The 15520-nt window shown below is 70.3% G+C and carries 10 protein-coding genes; 4 read left to right on the forward strand and 6 right to left on the reverse strand.

The annotated features are described in order from the left end of the window. Positions 1 to 9: 9 nt before the first annotated feature. The 3 genes from ABZX85_RS06940 to ABZX85_RS06950 form a co-directional block, all read right to left on the reverse strand. Positions 10 to 300, reverse strand: coding sequence for a hypothetical protein (locus ABZX85_RS06940; protein WP_355863231.1), 291 nt, complete (start codon positions 298 to 300; stop codon positions 10 to 12). A gap of 104 nt (positions 301 to 404) precedes the next feature. Further along, complete coding sequence (locus ABZX85_RS06945) at positions 405 to 3062, reverse strand: cellulose binding domain-containing protein (RefSeq protein WP_355863233.1); 2658 nt, start codon at positions 3060 to 3062, stop codon at positions 405 to 407. Positions 3063 to 3174: 112 nt separating this feature from the next. Continuing rightward, positions 3175 to 6090, reverse strand: a complete 2916-nt coding sequence (locus ABZX85_RS06950; RefSeq protein WP_355863234.1) for a glycoside hydrolase family 48 protein — start codon at positions 6088 to 6090, stop codon at positions 3175 to 3177. Positions 6091 to 6367: 277 nt separating this feature from the next. Between ABZX85_RS06950 and ABZX85_RS06955 the strand changes: the two genes are divergently transcribed. The 4 genes from ABZX85_RS06955 to ABZX85_RS06970 all read left to right on the forward strand — a co-directional run bounded on the left by ABZX85_RS06955 (position 6368) and on the right by ABZX85_RS06970 (position 11506). Further along, positions 6368 to 7843 (forward strand): cellulase family glycosylhydrolase, encoded by a 1476-nt coding sequence (locus ABZX85_RS06955; RefSeq protein WP_355863236.1) that lies wholly within the window; start codon positions 6368 to 6370, stop codon positions 7841 to 7843. Between the two features lie 55 nt (positions 7844 to 7898). Then, entirely contained in the window at positions 7899 to 9620 is a 1722-nt protein-coding gene (locus ABZX85_RS06960) for a glycoside hydrolase family 6 protein (RefSeq protein ID WP_355863238.1), read from the forward strand. 226 nt (positions 9621 to 9846) lie between these two features. Next, complete coding sequence (locus ABZX85_RS06965) at positions 9847 to 10734, forward strand: class I SAM-dependent methyltransferase (RefSeq protein WP_355863240.1); 888 nt, start codon at positions 9847 to 9849, stop codon at positions 10732 to 10734. Positions 10735 to 10810: 76 nt separating this feature from the next. After that, entirely contained in the window at positions 10811 to 11506 is a 696-nt protein-coding gene (locus tag ABZX85_RS06970) for an SDR family NAD(P)-dependent oxidoreductase (protein ID WP_355863242.1), read from the forward strand. A gap of 48 nt (positions 11507 to 11554) precedes the next feature. On the opposite strand, the gene ABZX85_RS06975 is transcribed toward ABZX85_RS06970, so the two are convergent. The 3 genes from ABZX85_RS06975 to ABZX85_RS06985 form a co-directional block, all read right to left on the reverse strand. Beyond that, complete coding sequence (locus ABZX85_RS06975) at positions 11555 to 12391, reverse strand: aldo/keto reductase (protein ID WP_355863244.1); 837 nt, start codon at positions 12389 to 12391, stop codon at positions 11555 to 11557. Between the two features lie 88 nt (positions 12392 to 12479). Next, entirely contained in the window at positions 12480 to 14309 is a 1830-nt protein-coding gene (locus ABZX85_RS06980) for a long-chain fatty acid--CoA ligase (RefSeq protein WP_355863246.1), read from the reverse strand. Positions 14310 to 14517: 208 nt separating this feature from the next. Further along, complete coding sequence (locus ABZX85_RS06985; RefSeq protein ID WP_355863248.1) at positions 14518 to 15381, reverse strand: LysR substrate-binding domain-containing protein; 864 nt, start codon at positions 15379 to 15381, stop codon at positions 14518 to 14520. Between the last annotated feature and the right edge of the window lie 139 nt (positions 15382 to 15520).

Genomic DNA, 15520 nt, shown 5'->3' on the forward strand with positions numbered 1-15520 from the left:
CACGGAAGCTCACTGCACCGAAGGCGCCGCAATCTCCTTGCCGTTCTCGTCGAGCGTCCGCGTCTGCCAGTACGTGTCCCACTTGTCCCCGACCTTCTCGGGAACCTTCCCCGCCGGGTAGCGGGACCAGCCCTTCTCCGGCTCCTGGCTGTTCGCGACACACGCGCTGCCCGCGTCGCCCACCGCCAGCACCGGGTACTCGCCGTCGGAGCAGATCGACTCCTCGATCGAGCAGCCGGTCAGCAAGGCGCCGGCCAGCCCGGCGAGGGCGAGCAGCGGCAGAAGGCGGTGGCGTGACATCGAGACTCCCTGGTCGGTGGATGCGACCAGCTTGCCGGGGACGCCACCGCCTCCTCATGAGTAGCCGTACTCATTCCTGATGGGCGATCAGACCACCGTACGGTTCAGACCACCGTGCAACTCTGGTCCCCCACCTTGAACGCGGCCGGTTTCCCGTTCGTCCCCGACCAGCTCGCCGTGAACCCGAAGCTCACGGCCGCCCCGGCGGCGACACCCCCGTTCCAGCCGACGTTCTTCGCGCTGACGGCGGCCCCGGACTGCGTGTACTCGGCGTTCCAGATCGCCGACACCACCTGCGAGTTGGGGAACGACCAGCCCAGCGTCCACGAAGTCCACGCCGAGGAACCGGTGTTGGTGAGTTTCACGTCCGCCTGGAAGCCCCCGGACCACTGATTGGTGATCGTGTAGGTGACCGAACAGGCCCCGGTGGGCGTCGGATCGCCACCCCCGCCCCCGCCTCCGCCGCCCCCACTGGTGTCGGACGTGTCCCCGTAGATCACACCCCGCCCGTTCGTGGACACGTACACCCGCCCGTACACGCGCGGGTCACCGGTGATCGCCGCCCCGGTCCAACCCCACTGGTGGGCATCGTCGTTGACCCGGACCCAGCTCACGCCCTTGTCCGTCGACCGGAAGATCCCGCGCACCCCGCCGATCTTCGCGCTGGTGAACAGCGTCTGGTACGAGGCCCCGGTCGCCGCCTTCCCGAAGCCGACCGTGTCGGCCTGTTCGACGTTCGACAGCTTCGTGAAGGTCGCCCCGGAGTCGGTGGAGTGCCACAGCCCGTACGCCGAGTCGCTCGCGCCGCCCGCCAGCCAGATGTCGCCCTTCACTCCGGGCAGCGCCTTGAAGCGGACGCTGTCACCGCTCGGCAGCCCGGTCGCGGCGGACGCCGTGAAGGTCGCGCCGCCGTCCGAACTGACGTAGAACTTGCCCGACTTGAACCCGTAGAAGGTCCGCGCGTCGACGCGGTCCGATTCGACGATCGCGCCCGCCGGGATGCCGCTCGACGCCTGCCAGGACGTACCGAACCCGGTCGTGTACTGCACGCCGGTCCCCGCCGGGGACCACACGAAGCGGCTGCCGTCGGAGCCCGCCGCGACCGTGCCGCCGCCGCTCACGCCCGAAGGGTCGGTCCCCGCGAACCAGTTGGCGCCGTTGTCGGTCGAAAAGGCCACGTGCGGACCGGAGTCGAGGTTCCCGACGCGCACGAACGTGTTCGGGTTCGTCTCGGCGAAGTCGAGGCTCGTGGTCGTCGTGAAGTTCGGCTGCGTGAACATCATCGGCGGTACGGCCGTCAGGCTCGTGTGCCGGAACCCGCCGACGTCACCGAGCGCGCTGAGCAGCGGGGCGCCGGCCGGCGGCGAGGCGAGGTCGTTGACGGCCGTCTCCTCCAGGCCCTGCACCATCGGCTTGACGGTGAACTGGCCGCCGGAGTCCCAGTTTCCGAGGTTCTCCGTGCCGTAGATCGTCGCGCCCGTCCCGTACATCATCCGGGCCGAGTTGAACGGGTCGATCTCCAACGCCTCGGTCATCCAGCCGAGTTTGGGGGTCTGCTCGGGCGGTGACGGGTTCGCGCCCCAGGTCAGCCAGGGGGAGGAGGAGACCTCCATGGTGAAGCGGTTCGCGCGGTTGGGGTACGACGTGTAGTCCCACGCCTTCGTCCAGGTCGCCCCGGAGTCCGTCGAACGGAAGAACTGCGTGTCCGGCCACCAAGAGCTGTACGCCGTCGCCATGACCGTACCCGGCTTCTGACGGTCGACTGTGAGGCCGCTGAAGCCGTAGTAGGTGTCGGCCTCGGCGACCGGGCTGATGTTCGTCCAGGTGCCCGTGGCCGTCGCGTACCGCCACAGCTGGCCCTTGCCGCCGTCGTACGGGCCGCCCTTGTCGCTGTAGGCGAGGTACAGGTTGCCGTTCGCCAGCACCCCCTTGTGCGGGAGGTAGCCGGTCGGCTGGCCGGTGAGGCGGGACCAGGTGGCGCCCGCGTCGGTGGAGCGGTAGACGGCGTTGTCCTTGTCGGCGACGCCCACGTAGATCGTGCGGGTCGCGTTCCCCGACGTCCCCGTCGACTCGTCGAACGTGACCCAGACGACGCCCTGGTTGTCGTTCGCGTACCCGCTCGTGTCGGTCGAATCCTGCACGTAGTTACCGGGGTTGGGGAACGCCGTCACCTGCGCCCAGGTCACCCCGGAGTCCGTCGAACGCCACAGCCCCTTGCCGCTCGGCGCCGCGAGGTACAGCACGCTGTTGCGGTTGGGGTCCACGGCGAGGCGCTCGCCCATGCCCCGGCCCGGCATGTTGCCGCCCAGCTTGAACGGCAGGTCCGTCTTCTGCCAGGTCGCGCCCCGGTCGCCGGAGCGCAGGACGGCGCCGTTGCCGGGGTCCCAGCTGTTCGTGTACGTGCCGACGGCCGCGTACACCTTGTTCGCGTCGACCGGGTCCGCCGCGAGGCTCGCGACGCCGGTGTGGCCCCAGTCCGTCCAGCCGACCGAGTCGAGCAGCGGCGTCCAGGTCTTCGAAGACTCCTGCCAGCGGTACGCGCCGCCGATGTCGGTGCGCGCGTAGGCGAGGTTCTTCTCCTTGCGGCTGAACACGATCCCGGGGACGAAACCGCCCCCGTCGATACGCGCGTTCTTCCAGGTGTACGACTCCGCCGCGAGCGCCGGCGCGGCACCGGGCGCGGTGGCGAGGGCGGACGGAGCGCCCGCGAGCAGCCCGGCGGCCAGGGCCAGGACGGTCGTGAGGATGCGGGTTCTTCGCACGGTGGGGGTTCCTTCCTCGTGCTGCCATGTGGGGGAAGAAAACGGGTACGACCGGGCGACCCCCTGTGCGGGTGGGGGTCGCCCGGCGGTTACACGGAGCCTCAGCGGGGACTTATTCGAGCAGCTCCGCGTACGAACCCAGGGCCAGTGCGATGTCGGCCTGGGCCCAGAACCGGTGGTACGTGAACGAGGGCGCCGCTCCGCCCGCGAGATACGCCTCGATCTTCGACCAGTTGGGGTCGTTCTTGTAGAAGGACCGCAGCGAGATGAACGTCGAGGACGAGTTGATGGTGTCGCCGTTCGGCATCTTGCCGCTCCAGCCGCTCGGGACGTACACGCCGTCGTCGAAGCGGTTGTAGTCGGCCCGGGTCTCCGGGGTCGCGATGCCCAGGCTGTCCTGGTAGTGCGACCACATGCCGTCCAGCAGCGCCTTGGCGACCGTCTTGGCCTGGGCGTGGCCGGACTTGGCGGCGTAGTACGTCAACGCCCGTGCGTACGCGCCCGCCACGCCGACGTCGTTGGTGTAGTCGACGACGTTGACGTGAAGTCCCGCGTTGGCGCCCGGAGTCGACGCGTTCCAGGTGTCGGGCTGGCCGGACCAGGAGAGCGTGCCGGGGAACCGGTAGGTGCCGTCGGGGTTGACGGTCGTCTGGGACAGCGCCCAGGTCACCCACTTGTCGAGGAGCGCCTTGGCGGTCGCGTTCCCGGTCTGCTGGTAGTACTCGGCGACCCGCTCCATCGACCACGCCTGGAAGCCGAACCACTGGTTGGACGGCGGGTCGTGGTAGACGGGCTGCTGGTCGTAGTACATGCCGTAGAAGGTCGACGTGCCGGCCGGGGGAGTGGCGTACCGCCCCGCCCAGCTGTTCGTCGCGCCACCGGCGATGGCGCCCTCGTTCGACTGGAGCCAGCGGTAGAACTCCAGCTGCCGGGTGAGCGAGGTCGCCCAGTCCGCCGAACCCGTCGCCGACTTGGGCTTCAGCGGCGCGTACGCGCTCAACGCGTAGGCGGCCAGGGGGTTCTGGTAGCCGCCGTGGGTGTGGCTGGAGCCGATACGCCAGGCCCAGCCGGCGCTGGCGTCGGTCGCGCCGCCCCACGCGTAGTACCAGGACATCAGGTAGTGCGAGGAGTTCTTGCCGGAGCCGGCCGCGCAGGCGGACGGACCGACACAGTTGCCGATCTTCTTGAAGTACTTGTCATACATCGAGTACCGCAGATAGTCGCCCATCTTCGCGGCCTTGCCGACGGCCGCCGAGACGTCCGCGCCCTTGCCCTGCTGCTTCGCCCAGACGTCCGCCCAGTACGCGGCCTGCACGGCGCGCGCGTCGGCGTCCGGGGCGTTGGTGAACTTCCACTGCTTCGCGTAGGAGGCGTCACCGGTGAACAGGTCCAGATAGCCGTTCGTGCCGCCGTACTTGAACTGGTCGCAGGTCGGCTGCGGCACGGTCTCCCACACGGATTCCTGCGAGCCCCGCTGGAAGGTGTTGATGTACGAGGGGCCCGTGTCCGTAGGTCCGGCCTCGCACTTGCCGGGCGCGTTGCCGTACCCGTAGACGTTGTCCACGTCCTGGAGCCAGTGCATGCCGTAGACGTCGTCCGTGCCGTACGCGGACTTCAGCTCGGCCGCGATCGGGTCCTGGCCGACCGACACCGAGGTGTCGAGGCGGGCCGGGTACTCGTTCGGGGTGTCCAGCTCGGGCGCGTAGGTGGCCGGCTTGGCGGCGTTGTAGAAGGAGTTCGTCGGCTGGTCGGCGTGGGTGGGGATCATGTACTTCTCCATGAGGTCCCACGCCCCGTTGAACTTCGTCCAGTCGCCGGTGATCCTGCCGTACGTCGCCTGGAGCCACAGCAGATAGCTGTACGCCTCGGACGTCGTCTCGTGGCCCTGGTCCGGCGCCTCGACGATCAGCGTCTCCACCGAGTGGTACGGGATGCCCTCGGGCGAGAAGTAGCCGTTCGCCGGGTTGGTGACCTTCCCGTACAGCTCCAGGAACCGGGCGTCGTACGTCTTCTGCCCGGCGATCTGGGTCGCCGTGACCGTCGCCTTCGCGAGGCCGGCCGCCGTCGAATCGAAGGCCGCCGCGCCGGTGCCGGTCGCGTTGCCGGTGATCGTCACCGTCTGCGGGGTGCTCCAGTTCGACGAGGTGAAGGTGAGGGCTGCGCCGCCGGTCACCGTGAGGCCGGTGTTGCCGGAGACGCGCGCGGTCGCCACCGTCACGTTCGACGAGGGCTGCGTCGACAGCCGCAGCGTGTACGTGCCCGTCTTGCCCTGCTGCACGGCGAGCTGCGTCACCGACGCGACGACCGCCGGGCCCGAGGCCACGGTGATCCCGACCGGCGTCGAGGTCCCGGCCGCGCCCAGGCTGTCGTACGCCTTCGCGACCAGGGAGTGCGCGCCGACGGCCAGGCCGGTCGCCGAGAACGTGTACGGCGCGGTGGTGTCCGTGCCGAGGAGGGTCGTGTCGTCGTAGAACTCGACCTTGCTGATCGTCGCGTTGTCCGCGGCGGCGGCCGTCGCGGCGAGCGGGACGGCGGTGCCCTGCGTGTAGATCGCGCCCGCGGTGGGGCTGGTCAGCACGGTGATCGGCGGCTGGTGCGCGCCGACGCAGGCGGTGCCGTTGATCGTGAAGCCGGCCGGCGCCGTGTTCGTGCCGGAGTAGGTGAACTGGGCGCCGGTGGTCACCGCCGCGCCGGCCGCGATGTTCGCGTTGTACGTGGCGTTCTGGACGGAGACCGTGCTGCCGGACTGCGTCCAGGTGCCGTTCCAGCCGTTCGACAGCTTCTGGTTACCGGTGTACGCGTAGCCGAGCGTCCAGCCGTTGATGGGGTCGGTACCCCGGTTGGTGATCGTCAGGTCGGCGGTGAAACCGCTGCCCCAGTCGTTCGTCTTGTAGTCGACGCTGCACTGAAGTGCCGCTGCCTGTGCGGTACTCGTGAGCGTGGTCAGGGTGGCCAGCGGGAGCGCGAGGGCCGCCAGGACGGCGGTCCACAGGCGCCGCGTCCTACGGCGTCTGCGTCGTGGGTCCATGTGCTGGTTCCTCCTTGCGGCTCGGGGAGTGCTCGGCGGAAGTGGGGGAGGAGCAACAAGCCTTGAACCAGTGGGAGCGCTCCCATAGTGGGGAAGGGGGTGTCTTCGGTCAAGGTGCTTGAAGAGTCGAAAAGATTCGACGCCCGTTCATTGAGGGAAAGTCAGTGACTCCCCTGTTCTTTACCGGGCCTTGCCGCTAGCTTCGTTGACACCAGTGGGAGCGATTCCATCAGTCGGTGCGTCCGCCTTGACGTGCCTGAGCTGCAAGGAGTCGCTCATGCGACACCCCCCGCGTTCAGTACTTTTAGCCGTCGCCGGCGCGGGCGCCCTCGTCGGAGGAGCGCTGTGGCCGGTCGTCACGGCCCAGGGAGCGGCGCCCGTCTGCACGGTGGACTACTCCGTCACCGGACAGTGGGACGCCGGCTTCCAGAGCGCCGTGAAGATCACCAACAACGGTGCGGCCGTGAGCGGTTGGACGCTCACGTTCGACTTCGCGAGCGGCCAGAAGGTCACCCAGGGCTGGAACGCCAAGTGGTCCCAGTCCGGTTCGACGGTGACCGCGCTGAACGAGTCCTACAACGGCACCCTCGGGACGGGGGCGAGCGTCGACACCGGGTTCGTCGCGTCGAAGTCGGGCGCGAACGGCGTACCCACGGCGTTCAGGCTCAACGGCGCGCTCTGCAACACCGATACGCAGCCCACGCCGACCCCGACACCGACGCCTCCCCCGGGCGGCGGTACGGCCCCCGAACTCCGCGTCTCCGGCAACAAGCTGGTCGACGCGTCCGGCACGGCCCGCAGGCTGCTCGGCGTGAACCGCTCCGGCGGCGAGTTCATGTGCGTGCAGGGCAGGGGCATCTGGGACGGTCCGGTCGACGACGCCGCGATCAAGGCGATCGCCGACTGGAAGGCGAACACGGTCCGCATCCCGCTCAACGAGGAGTGCTGGCTGGGTACGTCCAACATCCAGCCCGCCTACGCCGGGGCCAACTATGTCAACGCGGTCAAGGACCTCGTCGCCCGCGTCAAGGCGCACGGCATGACCCCCGTGGTCGAACTGCACTGGACCTGGGGCCAGTACACCGGGAACTCCGCCGGATGCGCCGACGTGCACGCCAGTTGCCAGAAGCCGATGCCCGACATGCAGTACACGCCCGCCTTCTGGACGTCCGTCGCGAACACCTTCAAGGCCGACCAGTCCGTCGTGTTCGACCTGTTCAACGAGCCCTACCCGGACCGCGCGACCCCCACCGCCACCCAGGCGTGGCAGTGCTGGCGCGACGGCGGGACCTGCCCCGGCATCGGCTACGAGGTCGCCGGCATGCAGGACCTCGTCGACGCCGTCCGCGCGACCGGCGCCCGCAACACCGTCCTCGTCCCCGGCCTCGCCTACTCCAACGACCTCACCCAGTGGCTGACGTACCGGCCGGCCGACCCCACCGGCAATCTCGCCGCCGCGTGGCACGTCTACAACTTCAACTCCTGCGCGAACGCCGCCTGCTGGAACTCCCAGCTCACCCCGGTCGCCGCCCAGGTCCCCCTGGTGGCGGGGGAGATCGGCGAGAACACCTGCTCCCACGGATTCGTCGACCAGGTCATGAAGTGGTTCGACGACCGGGGCCTGTCGTACCTGGGCTGGACCTGGAACACCTGGGACTGCTCCACGGGGCCGGCGCTGATCACGAGTTACGACGGCACGCCCACCGCGTACGGCACCGGGCTGCGCGACCACCTGCGCGCCCTGAACGGCTGAACCCCCCAAGGAAACGAGAGACACCCGCACCCCGAAGAGAAGGAAACCCGCACTCATGAGCCGTAGCAGAACAGCGATGCTCGCCGCCCTGGCGCTCGTCGCCGGCGCCTCCGGGACCGCGCTGGCGATGGTCCCGGACGCCGGATCGATCGCCGCGATCCCCTGCACCGTCGACTACCAGGTCCAGAGCCAGTGGAGCACCGGCTTCACCGCCAACGTCGTCGTCACCAACAACTCGGCCGCCAAGTCGAGTTGGGCCGTGAAGTGGTCGTACGGCGGCAACCAGCAGGTCACCAGCGGCTGGAACGCGAAGGTCACCCAGGCCGGGACGGCCGTCACCGCCGCCAACGAGACGTACAACGGGACGCTGCCGACCGGCGGTTCGGTCAGCTTCGGGTTCCAGGCGTCCTACAGCGGCAGCAACGCGCTGCCCACGACGTTCACGCTCGACGGCGTCACCTGCAACGTCGACAGCGGCACCGGCGGACCCACCGACCCCGGCACCCCCGGACCCGGCACCGGCTCGCGCGTCGACAACCCGTACGCGGGCGCCAAGGTGTACGTCAACCCGGACTGGTCGGCCAGGGCCGCGGCGGAGAGCGGCGGTTCGCGGATCTCCAACCAGCCCACCGGCGTCTGGATGGACCGCATCGCCGCGATCACCGGCACGACCGGCGCCCGCGGCCTGCGCGCCCACCTCGACACCGCGCTCACCCAGAAGGGCAGCGGCGAACTCGTCGTACAGCTCGTCATCTACGACCTCCCCGGCCGGGACTGCGCCGCGCTCGCCTCCAACGGCGAACTCGGCCCGACGGAGATCGACAAGTACAAGACGCAGTTCATCGACCCGATCGCCGCGATCCTCGCCGACCCCAAGTACGCCTCGCTGCGGATCGTCAACACGATCGAGATCGACTCGCTGCCCAACCTCATCACCAACACCGGCAGCCGGGCCACCGCCACCCCGGCCTGCGACACGATGAAGGCCAACGGCAACTACGTGAAGGGCGTCGGCTACGCCCTGAACAAGCTCGGCGACATCCCGAACGTCTACAACTACATCGACGCCGGGCACCACGGCTGGCTCGGCTGGGACGACAACTTCGCCCCGTCCGCGCAGCTCTTCGCCCAGGCCGCGACCGCCGAGGGCGCGACCGTCGACGACGTCCAGGGCTTCATCACCAACACCGCCAACTACAGCGCGCTGAAGGAGAACAACTTCTCCATCAACGACAACGTGGCCGGCAAGTCGGTGCGCGAGTCGAAGTGGGTGGACTGGAACCGGTACACGGACGAGCTGTCGTACGCGCAGGCGTTCCGCAACCAGCTGGTGTCGGCCGGGTTCCGCTCCAACATCGGCATGCTGATCGACACCTCCCGCAACGGCTGGGGCGGCACCGCGCGGCCCGCCGGACCGGGCGCGCAGACCAGCGTGGACACCTACGTCGACGGCGGGCGCTACGACCGCCGAATCCACGTCGGGAACTGGTGCAACCAGTCCGGTGCCGGGCTCGGCGAACGCCCGCAGGCCGCTCCCGCCGCCGGGATCGACGCGTACGTGTGGATGAAGCCGCCGGGTGAGTCCGACGGTTCCTCCTCGGCGATCCCGAACGACGAGGGCAAGGGCTTCGACCGCATGTGCGACCCGACGTACACCGGGAACCCGCGCAACAACAACCACATGTCCGGGGCGCTGCCCAACGCGCCGCTGTCCGGGCACTGGTTCTCCGCGCAGTTCCAGCAGCTGATGCAGAACGCGTACCCGCCGCTCGGCTGACCTTCCCCGCCTCGCGTCCGCCGGGGACCCCCCTCTCGCCCCCGGCCCCGGCGGACGCGGGTTCCACAGCCGGGCCGTGCCCCTCCGGCCGCTCCCGCCCCTACGGAGCGGCCGGGCCCAGGGGTTTTGCGGTTCCGGCAATTTTTTGCCGTCCCGGCAAGAGAAGTGGCCCCTTCCCGGTGCGGCGGCGCACGCTGGCGCCATCACCGAGGAGAGGCTGACCGGCATGGCACACCAGCACCACCACCACGGCACCGGCCACCAGGGCGACACCGGCATCGACTGGGCGGACATGGCCCACCACCTGGAGTCCCAGGCCGAGTTGTACGCCCCCTGGTACGAGCGCGCCCTCGCCTGGCTCGGCCGGGAGATCACCGAACCCGGCCTGATCGTGGACGTCGGCAGCGGCCCCGGCGTCGTCACCGGCCTGCTCGCCGAGACGTTCCCCGGCGCCCGCGTGATCGCCGCCGACGGCTCGCAGCCCCTCCTGGACCGGGCCCGCGAGCGCGCCGAACGCCTCGGGTACGGCGACCGGTTCGCGACCCTCGCCGGTGAACTCCCCGGCAGCCTCGCCGAGTTGGACTACCCCGCCGACCTGCTGTGGGCCGGTCGCAGCCTCCACCACCTCGGCGACCAGCGCGCCGCGCTCGCCGCCTGCGCCGAGCGCCTCGCCCCCGGCGGCACCCTCGCCCTCATGGAGGGCGGCCTGCCGACCCGCTTCCTGCCCCGCGACCCCGGCTTCGGCCGGCCCGGTCTGGAGTCCCGCATCGAGGCGCTCAGCGCGGACTGGTTCGCCCGGATGCGCGCGGACCTCCCCGGCTCGGTGGCGGAACGCGAGGACTGGGCGGCCCTCCTGACCTCGGCGGGCCTCAAGCACACCCGCACCCGCAGCTTCCTCCTCGACCTCCCGGCCCCCGTCTCGGACCGGGCCCGCGCCTACGTCACCGAGCAGTTCACCCGCGTCCGCGACGGCATCGGAGAACACCTCGACGCCGAGGACCGCGAGACGGTCGACCGCCTCCTCGACCCGCGGGACCCGGGGAGCATCCAGCGCCGCCCCGACCTGTACGTGCTGGCCGCCCACACGGTGCACACGGCGGTCAAGCCCGCCTGACCCGGCGGGACTTGACTTCGAGAGCACTCGAAATGGTGGACTCCCCCTCGTTCACGCACGACACAGGGGGTACACCATGACTCGCACAGCACTCATCACCGGCGGCGGCAGCGGTATCGGCGCCGCCGCCGCCCGACAGCTCCTCGCCAAGGGCTGGCAGGTCGCCGTCACCGGCCGGGGCGAGGACCGCCTCGCCGCCTTCGCGAAGGAACTCGGCGACCCGGAGGGCCTGTTGACGCTCCCCGGCAACGCGGCCGAGTACGCCGACGTCCAGCACGCCGTCACCAAGACCCTTGAGACGTACGGCCGTCTGGACGCCGTCGTCGCCAACGCCGGTATGGGCACGCACGACACGGTCGCCGAGGGCGACCCCTCCGGCTGGCCGGAGATGATCCTCACCAACGTGCTGGGTCCGGCGCTGCTGATCCGCGCCTCGATCGACGCGCTCAAGGAGACGAAGGGCCGGATCGTGCTGGTCGGCAGCGTCGCCGGGTTCGTCCAGACGCCGGGCAACCTGTACGGGGCGACGAAGTGGGCGATCACCGCGCTCGCCGAGAACACGCGCCGCCAGGTCACCGACTGGGGCGTGGGCGTCACCCTGATCGCGCCGGGCCGCGTCGAGACGCCGTTCTGGGACAACTACGGCGGCCTGCCGCCGGGCCACCTCCTGACGGCGGACCAGATCGCCGACTCGCTGGTCTGGTCGCTGGACCAGCCCGACGGCGTGGACGTCAACACCATCGTCGTCCGGCCGATCGGCCAGCCCAACTAGCGCGAAAGGGGCGGGACTCGGAAGTCCCGCCCCTCGACGCGCGTCACCTCAGGCGAGGTTGAACTCCGCCGGGTCCGGGCCGATGCGCCGGTCCTCGTTCAGCGCGCTGATCGCGGCCAGGTCCTCGTCGTCCAGGGAGAAGTCGAAGACCTCGATGTTCTCCTCGATCCGGGACGGGGTCACCGACTTGGGGATGACCACGTTGCCGATCTGGAGGTGCCAGCGGAGCACGACCTGGGCCGGGGTACGGCCGTGCTTCTGGGCGATCGCGACGATCGCCGGGACCTCCAGGAGGCCCTTGCCCTGGCCGAGCGGCGACCACGCCTCGGTGGCGATGCCCTGCTCGGCGTGGAACTCGCGCAGCGCCCGCTGCTGGAGGTGGGGGTGCAGCTCGATCTGGTTGACCGCCGGGATCACGGACGTCTCCGCGATGAGGCGCTCCAGGTGGCCGACGGGGAAGTTGGAGACGCCGATCGCCTTGACCCGGCCGTCCGCGTACAGCTTCTCGAACGCCTTGTACGTGTCGACGTAGAGGTCGCGGGCCGGGGTCGGCCAGTGGATCAGGTACAGGTCGACGTAGTCGAGGCCCAGCTTGCCGAGGGACTCGTCGAACGCGCGCAGCGTCGAGTCGTAGCCCTGCTCGGTGTTCCACAGCTTCGTCGTGACGAAGAGCTCCTCGCGGGCCACACCCGAGGCGGCGACCGCCTTGCCGGTGCCCTCCTCGTTGCCGTAGATCGCGGCCGTGTCGATGGAGCGGTAGCCGGCCTCCAGGGCGGTGGCGACCGCGCGCTCCGCCTCGTCGTCCGGCACCTGCCACACGCCGAAGCCCAGCTGGGGCATCTCGACGCCGTTGTTCAGGATGATCGGGGGGACCTTGCTGCTCACGCGCTCTCGATCCTTAGGTTGTCCGTCAGGGATGCTTCCATGGTCAACGGTCACGGTACGCGGCGCATTCCTCCCGGGGGAACCCGGCTCAGGACCCGTACAGCGCCTCGACCTCCTTCGCGTACGCGTTCTCGATCGCCTTGCGCTTCAGCTTCAGCGACGGCGTCAGCAGGCCGTGCTCCTCGGTGAACGGCTGGCCGAGGATACGGAACGTCCGGATCTGCTCGGCCTGCGAGACCAGCGTGTTCGCGGCGACGACCGCCCGGCGCACCTCGGCCTCCAGATCGCCGTCGCGCACGAGTTCGGCGGGGGACAGGCCGTCCGGCTTGTCCCGCATCCGCAGCCAGTGCTCGACGCCCTCCATGTCGAGGGTGATCAGCGCGGCGACGAACGGCCGGTCGTTGCCGACCAGGACGCACTGGCCGACCAGCGGATGGTCGCGCACCCGCTCCTCCAGCGGGCCCGGCGAGACGCTCTTGCCGCCGGAGGTGACCAGGATCTCCTTCTTGCGGCCGGTGATCGTCAGATAGCCGTCCGCGTCGAGGGCGCCCAGGTCACCGGTGGCGAGCCAGCCGTCGTGCAGCGCCTGGTCGGTCGCCTTCGGGTTGTTCAGGTAGGCGGGGAAGACGTTCTCGCCGCGCAGCCAGATCTCGCCGTCGTCCGCGATGTGCACGGTCATGCCCGGGATCGGCTGCCCGACGGTGCCGTAGCGGGTGCGGCCCGGCGGGTTCGCGGTCGCAGCGGCCGTCGTCTCCGTGAGGCCGTACCCCTCGTAGATCTGTACGCCCGCGCCCGCGAAGAACAGGCCGAGGCGGCGGTCCATCGCCGAGCCGCCCGACACCGCCTGCCGGACCCGGCCGCCCATCGCGGCCCGCACCTTCGCGTACACCAGCTTGTCGTAGATCTGGTGCTGCATCCGCAGCCCGGCGGACGGCCCGGGGCCCGTCCCCCACGCCTTCGCCTCCACGGCCTCCGCGTACGCGACAGCGATGTCGACGGCCTTCTCGAACGGCCCCGACCGGCCCTCGCGCTCCGCCTTGCGGCGGGCGGCCGAGAAGACCTTCTCGAAGATGTACGGCACGGCCAGGAAGAACGTCGGCCGGAACGCGGCCAGGTCGGGCAGCAGCACGGCCGCCTGCATCTGCGGCTGATGACCGAACCGCACCTTGGCGCGCAACGCCGCGACCTGCACCATCCGCCCGAAGACGTGCGCCAGCGGCAGGAACAGCAGCGTCGCCGGCTCGTCGCCGCGCCGGGAGCGGAAGATCGGCTCCCAGTAGCGGATCACGGTGTCGGCCTCGAACATCAGGTTGCCGTGGGTGATCACGCACCCCTTGGGGCGCCCGGTGGTCCCCGAGGTGTAGATGACGCTGGCCACCGCCTGCGGGGTGACGGCCTCGCGGTGGCGGTGGACCACCTCGTCGTCGAGGTGCGCGCCGCCGTCGTACAGCTCCTGGACGACGCCCGTGTCGAGCTGCCACAGCTCGCGCAGGGCGGGGAGGCGGTCGATGACGGTGGCGATCGTCATCGCGTGGTCCTCGTGCTCGACGACGGCGGCCACGCAGTCGCTGTCGTACAGCATCCAGTAGCACTGCTCGGCGGACGACGTCGGATACACCGGCACCACGTGCGCGCCGATCGTCCACAGCGCGTAGTCGAAGAGCGTCCACTCGTAGCGGGTGCGGGACATGATCGCGACGCGGTCCCCGAACCGGATGCCCCGGGCGAGCAGGCCCTTGGCGAGCGCCAGGACCTCGTCGCGGAACTCGGCGGCGCTCACGTCGCGCCACGCGCCGCCCTCGTCGCGGCGGCCCAGCGCGATGTGCCGGGGGTCCTCCTCGGCGTACCGGAACACGGAGTCGGCGAGGCCGCCGACGGGGGGTGGCAACGCCAACGCAGGGTTGGTGAACTCGCGCAACCTCGCACCCCGCTTCTTCCCGGCCGTTTTGCGCGGTGAAAGCTACCCCACAGGGACGAAAGGCGGGAGGGGGGTGAAAACGGAGTACTGCTCAGGTAGGGGCCGATCGGGGCGGGACGATTCGTGTACGGGGTGCGATAAGGGGCGAGGAACTGACGGTTCGGTAAGTGTCGGTGCCGCAATCTCCACGGAATCTGCGCGCGAACGGTCACGGTCGGTGCAGGCGTACGCCGCCCGCGAGGATCGCCGCGGCCAGCGCGCCGGCCGCCTCCGTCGCCGCGGGACGGCCGCGGCCGTGCACCAGGACGAAGTCCACCGGGCCCAGCTCCGGCAGCCCGAACCGGTCCGGCACCCGGACCAGCCCCGGCGGCAGCACCTTCCGGGAGTGCGCCATCACCCCGAGCCCCGCGCGCGCCGCCGCGATCAGCCCGTTCAGGCTGCCGCTCGTGCACACGATCCGCCACGCCCGGCCCTGCCGCTCCAGCGCCTCCAGCGCGAGCGCCCGGGTGATGCCGGGCGGCGGGTAGACGATGAGGGGGACGGGACGCTCCGGGTCGAGCCGCAGCCGTTCGGCGCCGATCCACACCAGCTCGTCGTGCCAGACCAGCTCGCCCCGGGGGTCCTCCGGGCGGCGTTTGGCGAGCACCAGGTCCAGCTTCCCGGCGGCGAGCCGCTCGTGCAGGGTGCCGGACAGCTCGACCGTCAACTCCAGGTCGACTTCCGGGTGTTCGTAGCGGAAGCCCTCCAGGATCTCCGGCAGCCGGGTCAGCACGAAGTCCTCCGACGCCCCGAACCGCAGCCGGCCCCGCAGCCGGGTCCCGGTGAAGAACGCGGCGGCCTGCTCGTGCACGGCCAGAATCCGCCGGGCGAACCCGAGCATCGCCTCGCCGTCCTCCGTCAGCTCGACGGAGTGCGTGTCCCGGGTGAACAGGGTGCGTCCGGCGGCGTCCTCCAGGCGGCGGACGTGCTGGCTGACCGTGGACTGGCGCAGCCCGAGGCGGCGGGCGGCCTGGGTGAAGCTGAGGGTCTGCGCGACGGTGAGGAAGGTGCGCAGGTGGGAGGGGTCGTACATGGACGCAGCGTACGCGCCTATCGTGATCGGCGATAACAGTGAGAGCGGTATGACGGATTCCCGATCACGGGCGGGAGGAGGACCATGGAGAGGGGCGTACCGGCCCCGCGGAACCAGTTGACGAACGCGCACGTGGAGC

The sequence above is a fragment of the Streptomyces sp. NPDC004539 genome (genome assembly GCF_040610055.1).
GTDB lineage: Bacteria > Actinomycetota > Actinomycetes > Streptomycetales > Streptomycetaceae > Streptomyces.

What these genes read in the sequence shown, in the direction of transcription:
- ABZX85_RS06985 (WP_355863248.1), bottom strand. Translation starts at nt 15,381, where the DNA reads ATGTACGACCCCTCCCACCTGCGCACCTTCCTCACCGTCGCGCAGACC.
- ABZX85_RS06960 (WP_355863238.1), top strand. Translation starts at nt 7,899, where the DNA reads ATGAGCCGTAGCAGAACAGCGATGCTCGCCGCCCTGGCGCTCGTCGCC.
- ABZX85_RS06970 (WP_355863242.1), top strand. Translation starts at nt 10,811, where the DNA reads ATGACTCGCACAGCACTCATCACCGGCGGCGGCAGCGGTATCGGCGCC.
- ABZX85_RS06965 (WP_355863240.1), top strand. Translation starts at nt 9,847, where the DNA reads ATGGCACACCAGCACCACCACCACGGCACCGGCCACCAGGGCGACACC.
- ABZX85_RS06940 (WP_355863231.1), bottom strand. Translation starts at nt 300, where the DNA reads ATGTCACGCCACCGCCTTCTGCCGCTGCTCGCCCTCGCCGGGCTGGCC.
- ABZX85_RS06955 (WP_355863236.1), top strand. Translation starts at nt 6,368, where the DNA reads ATGCGACACCCCCCGCGTTCAGTACTTTTAGCCGTCGCCGGCGCGGGC.
- ABZX85_RS06950 (WP_355863234.1), bottom strand. Translation starts at nt 6,090, where the DNA reads ATGGACCCACGACGCAGACGCCGTAGGACGCGGCGCCTGTGGACCGCC.